The sequence below is a fragment of the Isoptericola sp. NPDC057653 genome (assembly GCF_042799955.1).
Classification (GTDB): Bacteria; Actinomycetota; Actinomycetes; order Actinomycetales; family Cellulomonadaceae; genus Isoptericola.
Window position 1 is genome coordinate 1,254,583 of the sequence record NZ_JBHVHP010000001.1, and the last position, 21,192, is coordinate 1,275,774.

The window sequence follows — 21,192 nt, forward strand, 5'->3', positions numbered from 1 at the left end:
AGTACGGAGCAATCGTGACCCAGCACCGCTTCCACGGCATCGTGCCGCCCGTCCTCACGCCCCTCACGGCGGAGGGCGAGGTCGACGTCGCCTCCCTCGAGCGGCTCACCCGCCACCTCGTCGACTCCGGCGTGCACGGTGTGTTCGTCCTCGGCTCGACCGGAGAGGTCGCCTACCTGACCGACGCGCAGCGCGACCTCGTGGTGCGCACCGTGGTCGGCGCCGTCGACGGGCGCGTCCCGGTGCTCGCCGGGGCGATCGACCTCACCACCGAGCGCGTCGTGGCCCAGGCGCGGCGTCTCGTCGAGGCCGGGGCCGACGCCGTCGTGGCGACCGCCCCCGTGTACGCGCTCAACGACGAGGCCGAGATCGAGGCGTCCCTGCGCAGGATCGCGGCCTCGGTCGACGTCCCCCTGCTCGCCTACGACATCCCGGTGCGGGTCCACGTCAAGCTGTCGGCCGAGCTGCTCGTCCGGCTCGGCGCGGAGGGGGTGCTCGCGGGGGTGAAGGACTCCTCGGGCAACGACGTCGCGTTCCGGCGCCTGGTCGCCGCCAACCGGGCCGCCGGCTCCCCGCTCGCCCTGTTCACCGGGCACGAGGTGGTCGTCGACGGCATGCTGCTGCTCGGCGCCGACGGGGTGGTGCCCGGGCTCGGGAACGTCGACGCGGCCGGCTACGTGCGGCTGTGGGACCTGGCGCGGGAGGGCCGGTGGGACGAGGCCCGCGAGGAGCAGGACCGGCTCGCCGCGCTGTTCGAGATCGTGTTCCAGGCGCAGGGCCGCTCCGCGGACGTCTCCGGCGTCGGGGCCTTCAAGATCGCCGCGCGCCAGCAGGGCCTGATCGACACCGACGTCATGTCCTTCCCGCTGGAGTCCCTCGGCGAGGACGTCGCGCGCCGCGTCGGGTCGATCACCCGCGCCGCCGGCCTCCTCGCCGGCTGAGACGCCGCCGATGATCCCGCAGGAGCCGGCCGGCGTCGTCGTCGGCGTCGACCTCGGCGGCACCAAGACCGCCGCGGCGCTCGTCGGGCCCGGGGGAGACGCCGGACCGGTGCGGGCGGTGCCCACCCCCGCCCTGGACGGGCCGGACGCCGTGCTCGACGCCGTCGCGGCGCTCGTGACCGACGTCGTCCGCGCGGCCGGCGCCCCGCTGCGCGCGGTGGGCGTGGGCGCGGCCGGCGTGATCGACGCCGGCCGCGGCACGGTCGTCTCCGCCACCCGGACGTTCGCCGGCTGGCCCGGCACGGACGTCGCGGGCGGGCTGCGGCGCCGACTCGCCCCGCTCGCCGGGGCCGGCAGGCCCGTCGTCACGGTGGAGAACGACGTCGACGCGCACGCGGCGGGCGAGGTCTGGCGCGGCGCGGCCGCCGGCGCCGGCAGCGCCCTGCTGGTGGCCGTGGGCACCGGCGTGGGCGGCTCCGTCGTCCTGGACGGGCGGCCGCTGCGCGGGGCGCACCACGTGGCCGGCGAGATGGGGCACATGCCCGTCCCCGGCGCCGAGGGCCTGCGCTGCGCCTGCGGCCGCACCGGCCACCTCGAGGCGATCGGCGCCGGGCCCGCGATCCACCGGCGCTACCGCCGGCTCGGCGGCGACCCCGCCAGCCCCGACGCCCGCGACGTCGTCGCGCGCGCGGTCGCCGGCGACGACCTCGCCGTGCGGGTCGTGCGTGCCGCGGGCGAGGCGGTCGGCCGCGCCGTCGCCGGCGTCATGACCGTCCTCGACCCCGAGGTCGTCGTCGTCGGCGGCGGGGTCGCCGCGGCCGGCGACCTGTGGTGGTCGGCCCTCGTCGGCGCGCTGCGGGCGGAGGTGGTCGACGTGCTCGGCGACGTGCCGGTCCTCCCCGCCGCCCTGGGTGCCGACGCCGCCGTCGTCGGGGCGGCGCGCGGCGCCTGGCGCGCCTCCGCCGCGGTGCCGCCCCTCGTCCCGTCCGTGCCGACCACCCCCGGAGCCGCCCCGTGACCCGCACCCCGACCCGCTCCCGCGACGCCGTCCTCGACGCCATGCGGGGCCGCCTCACCGTCTCGTGCCAGGCCTACCCCGGCGAGCCCCTGCGCGACCCGCGCACCACCGCCCAGATGGCGCGGGCCGTCGTCGCCGGCGGCGCGGCGGCGGTGCGTGCGCAGGGGGTCGAGGACGTGGCGGGCGTCGTCGCCGCGGTCGACGTCCCCGTCGTCGGGCTGTGGAAGGACGGGGCCTCGGGAGTCTTCATCACCCCCACGCTCGACCACGCGCTCGCCGTCGCCCGCGCCGGGGCGCACGTGGTCGCCCTGGACGGGACGCGGCGGCCGCGCCCCGACGGGCGCACGCTGGCGCAGACCGTCGCGGGGCTCCGCGCCGAGGCGGACGTGCTGGTCATGGCCGACTGCGGCTCCCTCGACGACGCCGTCGCGGCGCAGGAGGCGGGCGCGGACCTGCTCGGCACCACCCTCTCCGGCTACACCGGCGAGCGGCCGCGGACCGACGGGCCCGACCTCGACCTGCTGGACCAGCTGCTGGCGGCGTGCCGGCTCCCGGTGGTCGTCGAGGGGCGCGTCCACACGCCCGGGCAGGCGGCGGCGGCGCTGCGCCGCGGGGCGTTCAGCGTCTGCGTGGGCACCGCGATCACGCACCCGACGACCATCACCGGCTGGTTCGTCGACGCGATGTCCTGACCGGGTCGCCGTGCGCCCGCGAGCTCAGCGCAGGCGCGCGAGGACGGCGTCGGCGAGGCGCGCGACGTCGTCGACCCGTGCGACGGCGCCGGCCCGCTCCAGCTCGCCGGGCGCGGCGTACCCCCAGGTGACGCCGAGGCAGCCGATGCCGTGCTCGGCGGCGCCGTGCACGTCGTGCTCGCGGTCGCCGACCATGAGCACGGGGCCGTCGGCCGGGTCCACGGGGGAGGTGCGGCCGAGCGCGGCGAGTGCCTTGGCGATGACGTCCGCCTTGGTCGACGTGCCCTCGTCCAGCGGCGCGCCGAACACGCCGTCCACCAGCTCCGTGAGCCCGAAGCGGTCGCAGATGGGCTTGGCGTAGACCTCCGGCTTGGAGGTCGCGACGGCCAGCGTGCAGCCGGCCGCCCGCAGCGCGCGCAGCTCCCCGGGGATCCCGTCGAACACCCGGTTGTCGTACATGCCGCCCCCCGCGAAGACGTCGCGGTACGCGCGCACGGCCTCGTCGACCCGGTCGGCGGGGACGCCGTGCGCGAGGAACGACGCGGTGATCGGCGGGCCGACGAACGAGCGCAGCGTGGCGTCGTCCGGCACCGGCAGCCCGAGGGCGCCGTACGCGTGCCGGATGCCCGCGACGATGCCGGGCGCGGAGTCGGTGAGCGTGCCGTCGAGGTCGAGCAGGACGAGCGGGGCGGGGGAGCGGGTCACCTCGGCAGGGTACGTGGCCGCGTCCCCGGCCCGCCCGGGCCGGCCGGGCGTCGACCGGCCGTCGACGGGGCGTCAGACGGCGCGCGCGTGGGCCACGAGCCGGTCGAACGCGGCGTCCAGGGCGTCGTCGACGCGCCGGGCGTCCGGGTGGGCGTCCAGCCACGCGACCTGCTCGACGGCGGCCTGGTCGTAGGTGATCGTCGTGCCGAACTCGGGGACCAGGGCCCGCACCTTGGCGCAGTCGAACAGCATCGTGTGCGCCTTGTCGCCGAGCAGGCCGGGCCCGGCGTCGGGGAGCACGCGGGCGATCGTCTCGGACGCGACGTGCACCAGCTCGGGCTCGGGGACCCCGGCCGCGGCGGCGAGCCACCGGTAGACCTGGTCCCACGTCGGGGCGTGCGAGCCCATGATCTGGAACGTGTCGCCGACCGCGCCCGGGTGGCCGAGCAGGCCCACGAAGCCGACGGCGAAGTCCTCGGTGTGCGTGAGCGTCCACAGCGACGTGCCGTCGCCGTGCACCACCACGGGCCTGCCGGCGCGCATCCGCGCGACGTCGGTCCAGCCGCCCAGGGTCGGCAGGAGCGTGCGGTCGTAGGTGTGCGACGGGCGCACGACCGTCGCCGGGAAGCCGTGGTCCCGCCACGCGCGCACGAGCACGTCCTCGCACGCGATCTTGTCGCGCGAGTACTGCCAGAACGGGTTGCGCAGGGGGGTGGACTCCGTGACCGGCAGCCGCTCGGGCGGCGTCTGGTACGCCGAGGCCGAGGAGATGAAGACGTACTGCCCGGTGCGCCCGGCGAAGCGCTCCACGTCGTGCGCCACGTGCCCGGCGCCGAACGCCAGGAACTGCGCGACGACGTCGAAGTCGCGGCCCGCGAGCGCGGCGTCGACGGCGGCGTCGTCGCGCACGTCCGCCACGAGGGTCTCGACCTCCGGCGGCAGCGGGCGCGCGGTCGACGTGCCGCGGTTGAGGACCGTGACCCGGTGCCCCAGCCGGACGGCGCGGTCGACGCTCGCGGCGCTGATCACGCCGGAGCCGCCGATGAACAGGATGTCGCGAGGGGTGCGCAGGCTCATGACGCCATCGTGCCCGCGCCGGCCGGCCGGCCCGGGCACCGGTCGCGGGCGCGGCGCAGGAACGGTCAGCCCGGCAGGCTGAGAGCGGCCGCCGGCGCCAGCGAGGCGGCGCCGAGCGCGACGGCGTCGCGGCCCAGCGACGACGGCCGCGCGCGCACGGCGGCGCCGGAGACCGGGGGCTCGCGGAGCACGCTCTCGGCCACCCCGGGACCCAGCAGGTCCCACGCCGCCGCGACACCCCCGCCCACCACGACGTCGGTGACGTCGAGCAGGCTGGCGACGAGCACCGCCGCGCGGCCGACGGCGTCCGCCGCCGCGGCGAACGCGTCCCGGGCGTGCGGGTCGCCGGCCCGGGCGAGGTCGGCGACCTCGCGCGCCCCGGCCACCGCGGTGCCCGCGGCCCGCTGGTAGGCGCGCGCGACGGCGCGCCCGGAGGCGAGGGTCTCGAGGTGGCCCCGGCCGCCGCAGGTGCACGGCAGGTCGCCGAACCCCCTCACGTGGCCGATCTCGCCGGCCGCCCCGCGCGGGCCGCGGTACAGCTCGCCGCCGAGCACGAACGCCCCGCCGACGCCGGTGCCGAGCGTGACCGCGAGGACGTCGTCGAGCCCCCGGGCGGCGCCGAGCCGGGACTCGCCGAGGGCGAAGGCGTTGACGTCGTTCTCGACGCGGACCGGCACCCCGAGCGCGGCCCCGAGCTCCGCCCCGAGCGGGAAGCCCGCCCAGTCCCGGAACGAGTCCGACGCGGCCACGACCGTCCCGGAGGCGGCGTCGACCACCCCCGCCGCGCCGACGCCCGCGCCGACCAGCCGCGCGCCGGGCGTCGCGCCCAGGGCGGACCGCACGAGGCCGGTCGCCGTGGCGGCCATGGCCGCCCCGCCGTCCCGTGCCGGGGTGGGGGCGTGCTCGCGGGCGACGACCCGCTCGCCGTCCAGCAGGACGACGGACGTGCCCGTGCCACCGATGTCCAGGCCGGCGACCACGTCCCGCGCGCCGTCGGGCGCGCCGTGCTCCCTGCCCACTCAGCGACCCCCGAGGCCGGCGGTGGCGATGCCCTTGACCAGGTGCTTCTGGAGGGCGATGACGATGATCGTCGTCGGGACCATCGAGATGATCGACGCCGCCATCTGCAGGTCCCACCGGGTGCCGTTCTGGCCGGAGAACGTCGCCAGCCCGATGGGCAGCGTGCCGTGCGACTGGTAGTCGACCACGGTGATCAGCGGCCACAGGTAGCTGTTCCAGAACGCCATGAACGTGAAGACGGCGAGCACGGCGACGGCCGACGTGGCCAGCGGCAGGATGATCCGCCAGAACGTGCGGAACGGGCCCGCGCCGTCGACCCGGGCGGCCTCGTCCAGCTCGAACGGGATGCCCCGGAAGAACTGCCGCATGAGGAACGTGCCGAACGCCGTGAAGGCGAACGGGAAGATCAGCGACTGGTACGAGTCCACCCAGCCGAACCACTGCATGACGATGAACATCGGCACCACCAGGACCTCCTGGGGCACCATCAGCGTCACGAGGAAGAGGACGAAGACGAGGTCGCGGCCCTTCCAGCGCAGCCGGCCGAACGCGTAGCCGGCGGTGGTCGAGACGGCGAGCACCACGAGCGTGCCGGCCACGGCCACCAGGAACGAGTTGCCGATGTACGTGGCGAACGGGCCGTACGTGAAGACGTCGACGAAGTTGCTCCACCGCACCTCGGAGCCCACGAGCCGCGGGGGCATCGAGAAGATCTCGGTGTTCGGCTTGAGCGCCGAGAAGAAGGCGTACACCAGCGGGAGCGCGAACAGCGCGGCGGCCAGGACGACGCCGACGTGCGCGAGCACGAGGCGGACCCGGCCGGTGCCGGAGGTGCTGCCGCGCCGCGGGCGGGGCCCGGCGGCGGGGACGGGGTCGGCGGCCGCCGCCGGCGGCGGCGCCATGAGGACCTCGGTGCGGTCAGTGCTCATAGTGCACCCACCTCTTCTGCGCCCGGAACTGGAACGCGGTCAGCCCGATGATGAGCACGAACAGGACCCAGGCCGCGGCCGCGGCGAGGCCGAGGTCCTGGAACTTGAAGCCCTGGTTGTAGATGAACTGCACCAGGGGGAGGGTCGAGTTGCCCGGCCCGCCGCCGGTGAGCAGCTGGGGCTGGGCGAAGACCTGGAGCGCCGTGATGACGGTCATCACCGTGGCGAAGAAGATCGCCGGCGACAGCATCGGCAGCACCACGCTGCGCAGCATGCGCCACCCCTGGGCGCCGTCGATCCGCGCCGCCTCGACGACGGGGGCCGGCAGCTGCTCCAGCGCGGCCGAGAAGATGAGCATGTTGTAGCCCATGCCCTGCCAGACCGACATGACGACGACCATGACCATCGCCCAGTGCTGGTCGGCGAGGAAGTTCGGCAGCTCGACACCGAGCACGGACACGGAGATGCCGTTGAACAGGCCCTGCGGCTGCAGGAGCATCTTCCACACGAGCGCGTTCGCCACGATCGGCGTGACGACGGGGATGAAGAACAGCACCCGGAACGCGCCCCGGCCGCGGATGCGCGGGCCGAGGGCGAGCGCGAGCGACAGCGCCACCACGAGGTTGAGCGGCACGTACAGCAGCGCGAAGACGGCGGAGTTGCGCAGCGCCGGCCAGAAGTCGGGGTTCTGGGTGAACAGGGCGACGTAGTTGCCGAGCCCGGCGAAGCTGCGCTCGCCGAACGCGGGCCAGTGGAACAGGCTCATCACGATCGAGAGCCCGACGGGGACGATGGTGAACAGGGCGAGGCCCACCAGGGCCGGGCTCATGAAGCCCAGCGCCTGGCGGGACTCGACCCGGCTCAGCCGGGAGCGGCTGGCGCGCCGCGTCCCGGCCGTGCTGGTCGTGGTCATCGGTGGGAGACCCCTCTCGCGCGGCTCACTGGCCGAACTGCTGCTGCGTCTGCCCGAGGACGTCCGTCATCGAGGCCTGGCCGTTGTAGACGCTGACGAGGTTGGGCTGCAGCGCGGTGTTGACCTGGTCCCAGTTCTTGGTGGAACGCTGGCCCTCGACGTCGGCGAACGCGGCGTCGAACGCGGCCTTGACGTCGTCGCGGACCGACGCGTCGAGGGACTCGAAGTACAGCGGCTGCGACTCGGTGCGCGCGGGGTAGCTGCGGCCGGAGGTCGCCATCGCGTCCTGCGCGTCCTTGCCGACGAGGGAGCCGAGCACCTTCAGGGCGGCCTCCTTGTCGTCGCAGCCCTTCGCGATGCCGTAGCCCGAGCCGAGGACGAGGCTCGTGGAGCCGTTCTCGCCGGTGGGCAGGTCGACCATGCCGGCCTCGAACCCGGCGTCGTTGGTCAGGTAGGTCGCGGCGTTCCAGGTGCCGTCCACGGCCATCGCGGCGTTGCCGCCCGAGTACTGGTTCTCGCCCCAGCCGGTGTCGGACGCGGAGGCCGCGGGCAGCGCGACCTTCTGGTCGGTGACGAGGCCGGCGTACCACTCCGAGGCGTCGACGAACGCCGGGTCCGTGAGCGCGAGCGCGCCGTCCTCGCCCACCGGCTGCTTGCCGGACTGCGCGATCGGCAGCGCCATCCACTGGAACTCGCCCAGCCCGACGGCGAAGCCCGCGTCGGAGTCCGTCGTGGCGCCCTTCGCGGTCGCCTCGAAGTCGTCGAAGGACCACCCGATCGCCGGCTCCGGGGCACCCGCCGCGTCGATGAGGTCCTTGTTGTAGTAGACGAGCATCGTCGCGACGTCGTAGGGCACCCCGAGGAGCTTCCCGTCGTAGGTCATGATGTCGAGCGCGCCCGGGGCGAAGTCGTCCTTGCTGAGGCCGGCGGTCTCGAGGTCGGCGTCCGTGAGCGGCTCGAACGCGTCGGCGTACGTGGACAGGCGCTGGCCGTTCATCGACGTGATGCAGGCCAGGTTGCCCGACGACAGGTTGGTCGTGAGCTTCGTGAAGTAGTCGTTCCACGGGGCCGTCTGGAGCCGGACCTCGACGTCCGGGTTCTCCTTCTTGACGATCTCGAGCGTCTCGTTGAGCGCGTCCGTGTCGGACTGGCTGCCGGACCACATGTCCCAGACGATCGTGCCGCCGTCGGAGCCGGAGCCGCCGGATCCGGAGCCGGAGCCGCACGCCGCGAGGCCGAGGGTCGCGAGGACCGCGGTGCCGGCGAGGAGGGGGGTGCGCATGCGCATGGGAGTTCCTCTCTGGTGGGTGCTGTGCGGGGCGCGGCGTCGGTGCCGTGCGCCCTGGAGCGAGGTGGGGGGCTGGGGAGACGGAGCCGCGGGGTGCCGACCGTCGTCGGCGGGCGTCCGCGGTGTCGTCATGGCGTCGTCTTCTCCTCGTCGAGATCCGTCCGGCGCCGTCCGTGGCCCGGGGGTCGACCGAGGGGTGCTGTCTTCGTTCGGTCGAACGTGCGCCCATCACACCATACGAATCAAAGTTTGCGAACTTAGTTCGGCAATCTCGTCCAATATTCGGGCCGATCGCGCGATCGGCTGGTCCTGACGCCGCTCGTGAGCCACGATGGGGCGTGTCAACTTTGTTCGATCGCGAAGGAACCTCGATGGTCGTCGACCCCGCTCCCGCCCAGGCAGCCGCCGACGCGCCCGTGACGTCGCAGATCGTCGCGCTGGTCTCCGCCGGCGTCGCGACGTCGCGCGCCGACCTCGCCCGCGAGCTGGGCGTGGCCCCCTCCACGGTCTCCGCCCGCGTCACCGAGCTCATCGACGCCGGCGTCCTCGACGAGGGTGGCGCGGGCGAGTCGCGGGGCGGTCGCCGCCCGCGGCTGCTGCGGCTGCGCCCCGAGGGCGGCCACGTGCTCGCCGCCGACCTCGGGGGCACGCACGCCCGCATCGGGGTCATGAGCCTCACCGGCCGCCTCGAGGCCGTCCGCGAGGTGCCCGTCGAGATCGCGGCCGGGCCGGAGGCCGCGCTCGCCGCCGTCCTCGCCGAGGGGACGGACCTGGCCGCGCCGTTCGCGCCCGCGTCGGTGCTCCGGGGGCTCGCGGTGGGCCTGCCAGGCCCGGTCGACGTCGAGACCGGCCGCGTGGAGTCGCCTGCGCGCATGCCCGGCTGGAACGGCTTCCCCGTGCGGGAGTGGCTGGCCGAGCGCGCCGGGGTGCCGGTGCTGGTGGACAACGACGTCAACCTCATGGCGCTGGGCGAGCACTTCTCCTACGGGCGCCGGGTGCAGCACTCCGTGACCGTGAAGGCCGGCTCCGGGATCGGCAGCGGCCTCATCGCCTCGGGCCGCCTGCACCGCGGGGCGACGGGGGCGGCCGGCGACATCACGCACTCCCGCGTGAGCGCCGCCGGGGAGATCCCCTGCTCGTGCGGCAAGCTCGGCTGCCTCGAGACGATCGCCTCCGGCGCCGCGATCGTGCGGCAGCTGCGCGCCCGGGGCGTGGACGTCGCCACGACGGCCGACGTCGTGCGTCGCGCGCGCGACGCCGAGCCCGACGCGACGACCCTCGTCCGGGAGGCGGGGCGCCACCTCGGCGAGGTGCTGTGCACCGTCGTGAACTTCGTGAACCCCGACGCGGTGTTCCTGGGGGGCGCCCTGTCCACGCTGGAGCCGTTCGTGGCGAGCGTGCGGTCCCAGCTCTACGAGGGCTGCCACCCGCTCGTGACGAAGAACCTCGTCATCACGCGCGCCACGACCGGCCCCGAGGCGGGCGTGATCGGCGCCGGGCGGCTCGTCGTGCAGCACGTCCTCGCCGATCCCGGCACCTACCTGCTCCACGACTGACCGCGGGCCCCCGCAGGGGCCCGCGGCGGGTCACCGGCGCACGCGCAGCACCGCGACGTGCGCGTCGCGGAGCCCGTCCGGCACGACGACGTCCCGCGTGGGGTCGCCCGCGGCGCCCGCGGCGCCCGCGGTGCCCGCGCGGTCGGCGGGCGCGCCGGAGAGCCAGGCGACGTCGGCCGCCCCCGCGAGCTCGGGCGCCAGCGCGACCAGGCCCCTGCCGGGCTCCAGGACGTGCACGAACACCTCGTCGCCGCGGCTCGTGTACGCGACCGGGCTGCGCAGCGGGTCGGGGCGCCCGGTCACCGGGTCGGACGGGACGTCGCCGCTGCGCACCCACGGCCGCGTGCCGTAGATCGCGTCGCCGTACGCCCCGAGCCAGCGCCCGAGAGCGCCGAGGCGGTCGCGCTGCAGGTCCGGGATCGACCCGTCCGAGCGGGGGCCCACGTTGAGCAGCAGGTTGCCGTTCTTGCTCACGACGTCGACGAGCAGGTGGATCAGCTCGCGCTCGCCGATGGTGTGCTCCGGCCCCTCGGCCTCGTTGTAGCCGAACGACCACCCGAGGCCCCGGGTCGCCTCCCACGGGTGCGGCAGGGTCTCCGGCACGTGGGAGTACTCGCGGGTCCAGAACCCGTGGAACGGCACGCCCCACCGGTCGTTGACGACGCCGCCGGGCACGGCCTCGAGGTACTCGCGCAGCACCGCGGCCAGCCCGTGCGGCGCGGTCGTCTTGCCGGCGTCGGGCCAGTCGATGTCGTTCCACAGCACGTCGGGGGAGAAGCGGTCCACGAGCTCGCGCAGCTGCGCCGCGGCGTACCGGGCGAAGACGTCGTCGTTGCGGCGCAGCCGGAACAGGTCCGTCGACGACTCGATCGGGGGGTACTCGCTGGTGTGCCAGTCGAGCGCACCGGAGTAGTACAGGCCGAGGCGGGCACCGGCCTCGCGGGTCGCGCGGGCGATCTCCGCGACCAGGTCGCGGCCGGGGCCGCGACGGACGGCGTTGAACGGCGTGGTCCCGGTGTCCCACAGGCAGAAGCCGTCGTGGTGCTTCGTGGTCGGCACGACGTAGCGTCCGCCGGCCGCGACGAGGTCGCCCACGAGCGCGTCGGCGTCGAAGCCCGTGACGTCCCAGAGGTCGGCCAGGTCCTCGTACGACGTGCCCGCGCCGTACCGCTCCTCGTGCCGGCGGCGCGTGGGGCTGCCGTCGATGCGCACCGTGTTGGCGTACCACTCGGCGTACTGGTGGTGGGCGTAGGCGTCCTCGTCGGGCACCGAGCCCTCGGCGTGCGGGGTGCCCCACGCGGGCACGGAGTACACGCCCCAGTGGACGAAGAAGCCCAGCTTGGCGTCGCGGTACCACGCGGGCACGACGGCGTCGGGGTAGGTGGGGGTGTCGGCGCCCAGGTCGGGCCCGGTGCGCTCCTCGAAGTTCAGCACGGTCGGCTCCTCGGTGGTGGGGTCGGCGTGGTCGTGGTGGTGGGTGGGCTCGCGGGCGGGCCGCGGTCAGCCGCGCCGCTCGGGCTCGCCGCGGCGGCGCAGCACCGGGCGCAGGTCGGGGTCGGGCATGTCCGGGTCGAAGGGGAACATCGGGCGCTCGATCCGGTGGTGGCCCAGGCGCAGGAGGTCCTGGTCCACGCCGCCGGGCGTGAGCGCGAGGCGCCAGTCGGCGGCCAGGTCGTACAGCTCGGGCTCGAGGTAGCCGATCTTCACGACGACGACGTCCGCGCGGTGCGGGTCCAGGCCGAGCCGCGTGAAGTCCTGCACGTGGTGGTAGGGCTTGCGGCGCTCGGTGACGATCGCGTGCACGCCGCCGCGCCGCACCACGACCACGGTGCCGGCGTCGGCGTCGCCCGGCGTGACCGAGAAGACCTCGCCGTCGAGCCGCACCGGGCCCCGGGCCCGGCCGTCGACGTGGCCCCCGACCTCGACGTCGACCCGGCCCCCGACGCCCGCGCGCACCGCGGCCTGGACCGCCGCGGGGTCGAACACCGACGCGTGGATCACGGTGGGACCGTCGGCGGCGGCGAACCGGGCGTCGTCGAGCAGGGCGCCGAGCGACCAGGAGACGTCGCCGGCGCCGCCCGCCGTGGGGTTGTCGCCGGAGTCGGAGACGACGAACGGGCGCGGGGCGTCGTGCGGCCGCGCGAGAGCGAGGTCGAGGCACTCGCCGAACGTGCCGGTGGGCGCGACGAACTCGAAGCCGTCCCGCGCGGCCCAGAACGCGTCCGCGAGCGTGCGCGCCTCGGCGGCGGCGAGGTCCGGGTCGTCGCCGGTGACGACGACGGCGGCCTGGCAGCGGGGCTCGTCGGCCCAGGCGTACCCGATCCAGATCGCCGCGTCGAGGACGCCGTCCTTCGCCTCGACCGCCGGCAGCCGGTCGTAGAGGCCGAGGGCCGGCTCGAGCCGCGTGCTCGTCTTCTCGCCGGGCAGCAGGACGGGCACCTGCACCCACGCCTGCCACGGCCGGCGGGCGGCGGGGTCGGAGCCGTGCGGGCCGCGGAGCCGCTCGAGCAGGTGGTGCACGGCGCGCTCGCGGGTGTTCGCCTCGTCCTCGTGCGGGGCCATGCGGTAGCAGGTGAGGAGGTCGACCGCGCGCGACAGCGCGGCGGACACGTTGCCGTGCAGGTCCATCGACGCGGACACGAGCGTGTCGGGGCCGAGCGCCTCCCGCACGGCGGTGGCCAGGTCGCCCTCGGCGTCGGTGGCGCCGACCACGCTCATCGCGCCGTGGAGGTCGAGGTAGAGGCCGTCGAGCGGGCCGTGCGCCGCGACCTCGGCGCGGACCCGCTCGACGATCTCGTCGCGCATGGCGGCGTACACCTCGGGGTCGACCGCGCCGCCGGGCAGGGACCGGCCGTGCAGGAAGGGCAGCCACTCCGCGGCGTCGCCGCGCTCCGTGCCGGCCGCGAGGAACGGGTAGCGGGCGCGCAGCTCGTCGCCCCGGCGGAGGGTGAACGCCTCCCAGCCGCTGACGTGCGGGGAGAACGTGGAGGACTCGATGGAGATGCCCGCGATGCCGATGCGGGGGCGGGGCAGGCCGCCCGGCGCGCGAGGGCTGAGCGGGGGCGACCAGACGGCGGAGGCGAGAGGCGGCACGGCGGTGTGGGCTCCTGTCGGGCAGAGTGATCTGATGTATCGACGGTCGCAGCGAGGGTAGCTGCGAAGCGCGGATGACGGACTGTGTCGATCGGCGTGCAGACGAGGAATACGTCAGATGATTATGGCCCGCTCGGCGGCAGGGTCAACCCGGCGGGCAGGGTGCGGCCCAGCACCTCCCGCAGGGCGCGGGTCCGCTCGGCCCCGGCCGTGCCGCTCATCCGCTCGGCGGGCGCGGTGATGCTGACCGCCGCCACCGGGCGCCCGCCGCGCAGCAGTGCGACGGCCACGCACGCGATGCCGGGCTCGTTCTCCTCGGTCTCGGTGGCGTACCCGCGGCCGCGGGCGTCGTCGAGGGCGGCGCGCAGGCGCTCGGCCGGCTCCCGGTCGGCGGCGTACCGCTCGATCTCGGCCCCGTCCGCCGGGGCGGCGGCGAGCAGCGCCCGTCCGAGGGCGCTCGTCGCGGCGGGGATGCGCCGTCCGACGGCGGACCACACGCGCAGCGGGCGCTGCGGCTCCACCTTGTCGAGGTAGACCACCTCCTGGCCGGCGAGGGTGCCGAGGTGCACGAGCTCGTCGACCTCGTCGCGCAGGGCCTCCAGGGCCGGGCGCAGCAGGCCCGGCAGGTTGTCCTCGGCGAGGTAGGCGGCGCCGAGGGAGAGGACGGCCGGGCCCAGCGTGTACGCGCCGTCGGGACCTTGGTCGGCGTAGCCGCGGTGCCGCAGGGCGGCGAGCGTGCGGTGCAGCGTCGACTTGTTGGCGCCCACCTCGGCGGCGAGGTCGGCGAGGGCGACGCCGCCGGCGCCGGCGCGCGCGAGCGCGTCGAGCGTGAGGAGCGCCTTGTCGACGCTGCCGAGCGGGCTGGGGGGTTGGGTCATCGCGAACGGTCCTCTATGGTGTTCCGTAGTGAACAACGTACGTTCACCATAGCGAAACGGAGCCAGGATGTCCTCCCCCTCGATCCAGGCCGGCGACGTCGTCGCCGCGCTCGGCGCCCACCGCCTCGTGCCCGTCGTCGTGGTCGACGGCGCCGACGAGGGCGCGCGCCTCGCCGACGCGCTCGTCGCCGGCGGCCTCCCCGTCGCCGAGATCACCCTGCGCACCGCGGGCGGCATCGACGCGATCCGCGCGGTCGCGCGCACCCAGCCCGACGTCGTCGTCGGGGCGGGGACGGTCACCACCGTCGAGCAGGTCGACGCGGTCGTCGACGCCGGCGCGCGCTACATCGTGTCGCCCGGGCTGTCGGCGGCCGTCGTGCGCCGGGCCCAGGACCACGGCGTCCCGGTGCTGCCCGGCGTCGCCACGCCCAGCGAGATCATGGCCGCGCTCGACCTCGGCGTCGACGTGGTCAAGCTGTTCCCCGCGTCCGTCGTGGGCGGCCCCGCCGCCATCAAGGCGTTCTCCGCGCCGTTCCCCGGCCTGCGCTTCGTCCCCACCGGCGGCGTGGGCGCCGCCAACCTCGGCGAGTACCTCGGCCTCGCCCCGGTCCTCGCCGTCGGCGGGTCCTGGATGGTCGAGAAGTCGCTCGTCGTCGCCGGCGACTGGGCCGAGATCACCCGCCGCACCGCCGAGGCCGTCGCCCTCGCGCAGACCGCCTGAGCACGCCGAGCCCGCAAGGAGTCCTGATGCCGAACCCGTCCCTGACCACCCGCCCCGCGGCCGAGTGCCGCTACGACGTCGTCGCCCTCGGCGAGGTCATGCTGCGCCTCGACCCGGGCGACCGCCGCGTGCGCACCACCCGCTCGTTCGACGTCTGGGAGGGCGGCGGCGAGTACAACGTGGCCCGCGGCCTGCGCCGCGCGTTCGGGCTCCGCGGCGCGATCGTCACCGCCCTCGCCGACAACGAGGTGGGCCGCCTCGTCGAGGACTTCATGCTCACCGGCGGCCTCGACACCTCCTGGGTGCAGTGGCGCGACTACGACGGCATCGGCCGCAGCGTCCGCAACGGCCTCAACTTCACCGAGCGCGGCTTCGGCGTGCGGGGCGCGGTCGGCGTGAGCGACCGCGGCAACACCGCCGTCTCGCAGATGAAGCCCGAGGACGTGGACTGGGACGAGCTGTTCGGCTCCGGCGTGCGCTGGCTGCACACCGGCGGCATCTTCGCCGCGCTGTCCGAGTCGGCCGCCGACGTCGCCGAGGCCGCGATGACCGCGGCGAAGAAGCACGGGACGATCGTGTCCTACGACCTCAACTTCCGCCCGTCCCTGTGGAAGGGCATCGGCGGGGTCGAGCGCGCCCGCGAGGTCAACCGCCGTCTGGCGCACCACGTCGACGTGATGATCGGCAACGAGGAGGACTTCACCGCGTCCCTCGGCTTCGAGGTCGAGGGCGTGGACGAGAACCTCACGGACCTCGACACGGGCGCCTTCCGCACCATGATCGGCACGGCCGCCGAGGCCTACCCGAACTTCCAGGTCATCGCGACCACGCTGCGCGGCGTGAAGTCGGCCTCCGTGAACGACTGGGGCGCCATCGCCTGGTCGCGCGCCGAGGGCTTCGTCGAGGCCACGCACCGCGCCGACCTGGAGATCTTCGACCGCGTCGGCGGCGGCGACTCCTTCGCCTCCGGTCTGGCGTACGGCCTCCTGGAGCTCGGCTCCCTGCAGGAGGCCGTGGAGTACGGCGCCGCGCACGGCGCCCTCGCCATGACCACCCCCGGCGACACGACGACGGCCACCCTCGCCGAGGTCGCCAAGCTTGCCGGCGGAGGCAGCGCGCGCGTCCAGCGCTGACCCGTCCGGCGCTGACCCGTCCGGTGCATCGAGCGTGCTGACCTGATCCTCATACGGCCGGTATGAGGATCAGGTCAGCACGCTCGATGCCGTCCGGGGGCGCGCCCCTCAGGGAGCGAGGGGAGCGGTGGACTCCCGCACGACGAGCTCCGTGGAGAGGTTGACCCGGCGCACGAGGGGCGCCTCGCCGCGGGCGAGGGCGAGGAGCGTGCGGGTCGCGGTGCTGGCCATCTCGAGCAGGGGCTGGCGCACGGTGGTCAGGGCCGGGGCGGTCCAGGTCGCGAGCGGCAGGTCGTCGTACCCGACGACGGACAGGTCGCGGGGCACGGACAGGCCGCGCTCCTGGGCGCCGCGGAGCAGCCCGATGGCCTGCATGTCCGAGCCGGCGAAGACGGCGGTGGGGCGGTCGGGCAGGTCGAGCAGCTCGCTGCCGGACCGGTACCCGGACTCCACCTCGAAGTTCCCCGACCGCACGAGGGCGGGGTCGAAGGCGACGCCCGCCTCCTCGAGCGCGGTCCGGTAGCCGTCCAGGCGGGCCCGGCTGCACAGCATGTCGCCGGGGCCGGAGATGGCCGCGATGCGGCGGTGCCCCAGCTCCAGCAGGTGGCGGGTGGCGACGAGGCCGCCGTTCCAGTTGTCCGACCCGACGGTGGGGACGTCGGGCGGCGGCTCGCCGTCCGTGTCGATGACGACGAACGGGATCGACCGGGTGGTGAGCTGCCGGCGCTGCGCGGCGCTGAGGCTGGCGGCCACCAGCAGCACGCCCAGCGGCGGGCGCGAAAGGGTGGTCTCGAGCCACGCGCCCGGCGGCCGGTGCTCGCCGCCCAGCTCGGTGAGGATGACGCTCAGCCCGGCGGCCGCGGCGGCGTCCTCCACGCCGCGGATGATCTCGGTCGACCAGGCCGACCCGACCCGGTGGAAGACGAGGTCGACGAGGCCCGCGCCGACCGGCGGGGTCGCGGCGCGGCGCCGCCGGTAGCGGTGCTTCTCGAGGGCGGCCTCGACGCGGGCGCGCGTCGCGGGGGCGACGTCCGCCTTGCCGTTCAGCACCTTGGACACGGTGGGCGGGGACACGCCGAGCTCCCGGGCGATCTCGGCGATCGTCGGGGCCTGGCCGCGGGGGGTGGGGGCGTTCATGGTCCGTCCTGTCGGGGCCGCGACGGCGGCGCCAGTTCCGCGCCGATCGACGCAACTTTCGGCTCGACCGTACACGATGCACACGCCGCTCGAGGCCCGTCGTGGCGGGTTCACCCGCACCGGTCGCGGTCGTGTCGGTCGCTGGCGGTCGTGGCGTCGTCGTGCGCTCCCCGACGCCAAGAACTCCCGGAATTCCAGGCCGCAGAGGCATCCCGCGGCGGCCGGTCGAGGCGCCGTGACCAGACCGTGACCCGCGGGGTGCTTGACCGCCGTCGCGCCGCGCCCCTAATCTCGGCCGCGAATAGAGAACGTTTTCGAAGCCGAAACTTTCGACCGAGGCGCGCTGTCGCGCTGACGGGGACGCACGACGACGTGACGGGCTGGGGATCCATGGCGCAGAGCGCAGGAACGGTGGCGGCCGAGCCGCTGAGCGACGACGTACCGCCGTCGCCGGCACCGCCGGGCGACCGGCCGCGGCGGGTGCGCCGCGCGCGCACCACGTGGCGGCAGGCGCTGCGCAAGGACTGGCGGCTCTACACCTTCGTGGCGCTGCCGCTGCTCTTCTTCCTCGTCTTCAAGTACCTGCCGATGGTGGGCAACGTGATCGCCTTCCGGCGGTTCCGGCCCGGCGGCAGCGTCTTCGGGGACGAGTGGGTGGGCTTCTACTACTTCGAGATGTTCATCCACAACCAGCAGTTCTGGCAGGTGTTCTGGAACACCGTGGTCCTGGGCCTGCTGACGCTGGCGATCTGCTTCCCGCTGCCGATCGTCCTGGCGCTCATGCTGAACGAGCTGCGCTCGCGCCGGTTCAAGAAGGCCGTGCAGACGATCTCCTACCTGCCGCACTTCATGTCGATCGTCATCGTGGCGGGCCTGGTGCTGCAGCTGACGTCGGTCTCGGGCACGGTCAACCAGCTCGTCGAGGCGTTCGGCGGCAACGCGATCACGTTCATGCAGCAGCCGGAGTGGTTCCGCACGATCTACGTGAGCTCCGAGGTCTGGCAGACCGTCGGCTGGGGCACGATCCTCTACCTCGCCGCCCTCACGACCGTGGACGACCAGCTCTACGAGGCCGCCCGGATCGACGGCGCGAACCGCTGGCAGCAGACGTGGCACGTCACCCTCCCGGGCATCCGCCCCACGATGATGGTGCTGCTCATCCTCAACATCGGCTCCTTCATGGCGGTCGGGTTCGAGAAGGTCCTGCTGCTGCAGAACCCGCTGGTCTACGCGACCGGCGACGTCATCTCGACGTACCTGTACCGCGTGGGCATCCAGTCGGCGCAGTTCTCCTACGGTGCCGCGATCGGCCTCTTCGAGGCGCTCATCGGCCTGGTCCTCGTGCTGTCCGCGAACTACGCGTCGCGCCGTCTGGTGGGAGCTTCCCTGTGGTGATCGAGACGTCCGCCCCCGACCTCGCCGCCGTCCGCAGCGAGGCGACGACCGTCCGCGACACCGCGGGCTACCGCGTCTTCAAGGTCGCGAACGCCGTCGTCCTCCTCGTGGTGTGCGCGGTGACGCTGTACCCCTTCGTCAACCTCGTCGCGAAGGCGTTCTCGTCCGAGGGGCACATCGCCGCCGGCGAGGTGAACCTGCTGCCGCGGGGCTTCAACGTCCAGACCTTCGAGGTCGTCATGGGCGACTCGCTGTTCTGGACGAACTACGGCAACACGGTGCTCTACACCGTGCTGGGCACGGTCATCTCGATGGCGCTCACCACGACGTTCGCCTACGCGCTGAGCCGGCGGGAGCTCAAGGGCCGCTCGTTCTTCATCGGCGTCGCGGTCTTCACGATGTTCTTCAGCGGCGGCCTGATCCCGAACTACATCCTCGTGGCCGACACGCTGAACATGCGGAACACGGTCTGGGCGATCGTCGTCCCGAACGCCATCTCGGTGTTCAACCTCCTGGTCATGAAGTCGTTCTTCGAGAACTTCCCGGCCGAGCTGGAGGAGGCCGCGGCGATCGACGGGCTGACGACCTACGGGGTCTTCTTCCGCATCGTGCTGCCGCTGTCCAAGGCGGTGCTGGCCACCATGACGCTGTTCTACGCCGTGAGCATGTGGAACTCGTGGTTCAGCGCCTTCCTGTACCTGGACCAGAAGGAGCTGTTCCCGGTCACGGTCTACCTGCGCAACCTCATCGCGGCGGCGTCCAACCCCGCCGCGGGGATCACCGGGCAGGAGGCCGTGCAGATCGGGGCCAACATCCAGTCCGTGACGATGCTGCTCACGGTGCTCCCGATCATCTGCTTCTACCCCTTCATCCAGAGGTACTTCGTCTCGGGCGTGATGCTCGGGTCCGTCAAGGGCTGACGGACCGCGCCACGCCGCGACCTCGCACCACCTGCCGCACCACCCGGTGCACCACCCCACCCCGCAGAAGAGCGACGACGCTCGTCACCCGAGGAGAACCATGACAACCACCAGGATGCGATCGGCCGTCGCGGCCGTCTCCCTGACCGCGCTCGCGCTGGGGCTCAGCGCCTGCGGCAGCGGCGGGGACGACGACGGCGGGGGCTCCGGCGAGACGGCGGCCGGCGGCGTCACCATCGACGAGGCGCACAGCGTCGGGGCGATGGCCGACTTCGGCGTCGGGACGTCGTTCAAGGCGACCGAGCCGGTGGACCTCGGGCTGATGTACCGCGACCACCCGAACTACCCGGTCAAGGACGACTGGTCGATCTTCCAGCACCTCGAGGACGACCACGGCGTGACCTTTGACCGCACCGACGTGCCGCTCGCCGACTGGGACAACAAGAAGTCCCTGCTGATCGGCTCGGGCGAGGCGCCGGAGCTCATCCCGGTGACGTACCCGGGCCAGGAGACCCAGTTCGTCTCCGGCGGCGCGATCCTCCCGGTGTCCGACTACCTCGAGTACATGCCGAACTTCCAGGACAAGGTCGAGAAGTGGGGCCTGCAGGAGGAGCTGGACACCCACCGGCAGGACGACGGCAAGCTCTACATCCTGCCGGGCCTGCGGGAGATCCCGGACGTGCAGTACTCGGTGGTCATCCGCGACGACCTGTGGAAGAAGGCGGGCGTCACCGAGGACCCGGCCACCTGGGACGAGTTCCGGGAGGACCTGAAGAAGGTCCAGGAGGCCAACCCGGACCTCGACTACGCGTTCACCGACCGCTGGACCGACACCCAGCCGCTCGGCGCGATGCTGCAGTACATGGGCCCGAACTTCGGTGCGACCGGCGGCTGGGGCTACGACAACACCTGGTTCGACGCCGACGCCGGGACGTTCACGTTCAACGGCACCAGCGACGGGTACAAGCAGATGCTGGAGACCGTGCACGGCATGGTCGAGGACAAGACGTTCGACCCGGAGATCACCCAGTCGGACGACCAGGCGAAGCAGAAGTTCGTCTCCGGCAAGGCGGCGGCGATCTCGGGCAACACGCAGGAGATCACGGTGTACCGGCAGGCGTTCGAGGACGCCGGCAAGGACGCCCCGCTGCGGATGCTCACCCTGCCCGCCGGCCCGGCGGGCAGCAACCTCATGCCGAGCCAGCTCTCCTCCGGTCTGATGATCTCCAGCAAGGCGGCCGAGGACCCGCACTTCAAGGCGCTGCTGCAGTACGTGGACTGGCAGTACTTCTCCGACGAGGGCATGGAGTTCGCCCAGTGGGGCGTGGACGGGGAGACGTTCAGCAAGGGCGGCGACGGCGTGCGCACGCTGAACGACGACATCGGCTGGAACGCCATCAACCCGGGCGCCCCGAAGATGCTCAACACCGACTTCGGGTACAGCAACGGGGTGTTCCTGCTCGCGAACGGGTCCTCGCAGGACCTGCTCGAGTCCGTGATGACGGACGAGGTCAAGGAGTGGACGCGCGCCGTGCTGGACACCAAGGAGGTGCTGCCGGTCAAGCCGGCCGCGGGCCTCGACGAGATGGAGCTCGAGCAGGTCTCCCTGCTGGACACCCAGCTCAAGGACGCGGTGATGGCCGCGACCGCCGGGTTCGTCACCGGCCAGCGCTCGTTCGACGACTGGGACGCGTACGTCGCGGAGATCGACGGTCTCGGCGCCACGCAGCTGGTCGACACGTTCAACACCGCGCTGGCACGCAAGGAGGGCTGAGA

General features: G+C 73.9%; 19 protein-coding genes. 9 read left to right on the forward strand and 10 right to left on the reverse strand.

Annotation, left to right across the window (positions count from 1 at the left end; genetic code table 11):
* Positions 1-14 precede the first annotated feature (14 nt).
* The 3 genes from ACFU9A_RS05715 to ACFU9A_RS05725 are packed head-to-tail and all read left to right on the forward strand — an operon-like array spanning position 15 to position 2,651.
* The gene (locus tag ACFU9A_RS05715; protein ID WP_430574289.1) at positions 15-941 is read left to right on the forward strand and encodes a dihydrodipicolinate synthase family protein; all 927 of its coding nucleotides are present in this window, start codon (positions 15-17) and stop codon (positions 939-941) included.
* Between the two features lie 10 nt (positions 942-951).
* Entirely contained in the window at positions 952-1,959 is a 1,008-nt protein-coding gene (locus ACFU9A_RS05720; RefSeq protein WP_430574290.1) for an ROK family protein, read from the forward strand.
* Positions 1,956-2,651, forward strand: coding sequence for an N-acetylmannosamine-6-phosphate 2-epimerase (locus tag ACFU9A_RS05725; RefSeq protein ID WP_430574291.1), 696 nt, complete (start codon positions 1,956-1,958; stop codon positions 2,649-2,651). The genes ACFU9A_RS05720 and ACFU9A_RS05725 overlap by 4 nt, the downstream gene beginning before the upstream one ends.
* 24 nt (positions 2,652-2,675) lie before the next feature.
* Here the strand turns inward: ACFU9A_RS05725 and ACFU9A_RS05730 are convergent, their stop codons facing one another.
* The 6 genes from ACFU9A_RS05730 to ACFU9A_RS05755 all read right to left on the reverse strand — a co-directional run bounded on the left by ACFU9A_RS05730 (position 2,676) and on the right by ACFU9A_RS05755 (position 8,577).
* On the reverse strand, positions 2,676-3,356 hold the full coding sequence (locus ACFU9A_RS05730) for an HAD hydrolase-like protein (RefSeq protein ID WP_430574292.1): 681 nt from the start codon (positions 3,354-3,356) through the stop codon (positions 2,676-2,678).
* A gap of 72 nt (positions 3,357-3,428) precedes the next feature.
* Positions 3,429-4,433, reverse strand: coding sequence for an NAD-dependent epimerase/dehydratase family protein (locus tag ACFU9A_RS05735; protein ID WP_430574293.1), 1,005 nt, complete (start codon positions 4,431-4,433; stop codon positions 3,429-3,431).
* A 65-nt stretch (positions 4,434-4,498) separates the two neighbouring features.
* The gene (locus ACFU9A_RS05740) at positions 4,499-5,452 is read right to left on the reverse strand and encodes an ROK family protein (protein ID WP_430574294.1); all 954 of its coding nucleotides are present in this window, start codon (positions 5,450-5,452) and stop codon (positions 4,499-4,501) included.
* Positions 5,453-6,382, reverse strand: a complete 930-nt coding sequence (locus ACFU9A_RS05745; RefSeq protein WP_430574295.1) for a carbohydrate ABC transporter permease — start codon at positions 6,380-6,382, stop codon at positions 5,453-5,455. It lies immediately after the preceding gene.
* A complete protein-coding gene (locus ACFU9A_RS05750; protein WP_430574296.1) occupies positions 6,372-7,295 on the reverse strand; it encodes a carbohydrate ABC transporter permease in 924 nt (307 codons plus the stop codon). Before ACFU9A_RS05750 ends, ACFU9A_RS05745 begins: the two co-directional genes overlap by 11 nt.
* Before the next feature lie 25 nt (positions 7,296-7,320).
* Positions 7,321-8,577 (reverse strand): ABC transporter substrate-binding protein, encoded by a 1,257-nt coding sequence (locus ACFU9A_RS05755; RefSeq protein WP_430574297.1) that lies wholly within the window; start codon positions 8,575-8,577, stop codon positions 7,321-7,323.
* 377 nt (positions 8,578-8,954) lie between these two features.
* Between ACFU9A_RS05755 and ACFU9A_RS05760 the strand changes: the two genes are divergently transcribed.
* Positions 8,955-10,139 (forward strand): ROK family protein, encoded by a 1,185-nt coding sequence (locus ACFU9A_RS05760; protein ID WP_430574298.1) that lies wholly within the window; start codon positions 8,955-8,957, stop codon positions 10,137-10,139.
* Positions 10,140-10,169: 30 nt separating this feature from the next.
* Here the strand turns inward: ACFU9A_RS05760 and ACFU9A_RS05765 are convergent, their stop codons facing one another.
* The 3 genes from ACFU9A_RS05765 to ACFU9A_RS05775 form a co-directional block, all read right to left on the reverse strand.
* Positions 10,170-11,573, reverse strand: coding sequence for an alpha-L-fucosidase (locus ACFU9A_RS05765; protein ID WP_430574299.1), 1,404 nt, complete (start codon positions 11,571-11,573; stop codon positions 10,170-10,172).
* A gap of 66 nt (positions 11,574-11,639) precedes the next feature.
* Positions 11,640-13,172, reverse strand: coding sequence for a M81 family metallopeptidase (locus ACFU9A_RS05770; RefSeq protein WP_430575344.1), 1,533 nt, complete (start codon positions 13,170-13,172; stop codon positions 11,640-11,642).
* Positions 13,173-13,354: 182 nt separating this feature from the next.
* Entirely contained in the window at positions 13,355-14,110 is a 756-nt protein-coding gene (locus ACFU9A_RS05775) for an IclR family transcriptional regulator (protein WP_430574300.1), read from the reverse strand.
* A gap of 67 nt (positions 14,111-14,177) precedes the next feature.
* Here ACFU9A_RS05775 and eda point away from each other — a divergent pair, with 67 nt between their 5' ends.
* Positions 14,178-14,831: a bifunctional 4-hydroxy-2-oxoglutarate aldolase/2-dehydro-3-deoxy-phosphogluconate aldolase gene (eda, locus tag ACFU9A_RS05780; protein ID WP_430574301.1), complete on the forward strand. Its 654-nt coding sequence runs from the start codon at positions 14,178-14,180 to the stop codon at positions 14,829-14,831.
* A gap of 26 nt (positions 14,832-14,857) precedes the next feature.
* A complete protein-coding gene (locus tag ACFU9A_RS05785) occupies positions 14,858-15,964 on the forward strand; it encodes a sugar kinase (protein WP_430574302.1) in 1,107 nt (368 codons plus the stop codon).
* A 108-nt stretch (positions 15,965-16,072) separates the two neighbouring features.
* Here the strand turns inward: ACFU9A_RS05785 and ACFU9A_RS05790 are convergent, their stop codons facing one another.
* Positions 16,073-17,101 (reverse strand): LacI family DNA-binding transcriptional regulator, encoded by a 1,029-nt coding sequence (locus tag ACFU9A_RS05790; RefSeq protein ID WP_430574303.1) that lies wholly within the window; start codon positions 17,099-17,101, stop codon positions 16,073-16,075.
* Positions 17,102-17,491: 390 nt separating this feature from the next.
* Between ACFU9A_RS05790 and ACFU9A_RS05795 the strand changes: the two genes are divergently transcribed.
* The 3 genes from ACFU9A_RS05795 to ACFU9A_RS05805 all read left to right on the forward strand — a co-directional run bounded on the left by ACFU9A_RS05795 (position 17,492) and on the right by ACFU9A_RS05805 (position 21,190).
* Positions 17,492-18,496 (forward strand): ABC transporter permease, encoded by a 1,005-nt coding sequence (locus ACFU9A_RS05795; protein WP_430574304.1) that lies wholly within the window; start codon positions 17,492-17,494, stop codon positions 18,494-18,496.
* Entirely contained in the window at positions 18,490-19,416 is a 927-nt protein-coding gene (locus tag ACFU9A_RS05800) for a carbohydrate ABC transporter permease (protein ID WP_430574305.1), read from the forward strand. The genes ACFU9A_RS05795 and ACFU9A_RS05800 overlap by 7 nt, the downstream gene beginning before the upstream one ends.
* Positions 19,417-19,516: 100 nt before the next feature.
* A complete protein-coding gene (locus ACFU9A_RS05805; RefSeq protein WP_430574306.1) occupies positions 19,517-21,190 on the forward strand; it encodes an extracellular solute-binding protein in 1,674 nt (557 codons plus the stop codon).
* The last annotated feature ends 2 nt before the right edge of the window (positions 21,191-21,192 follow it).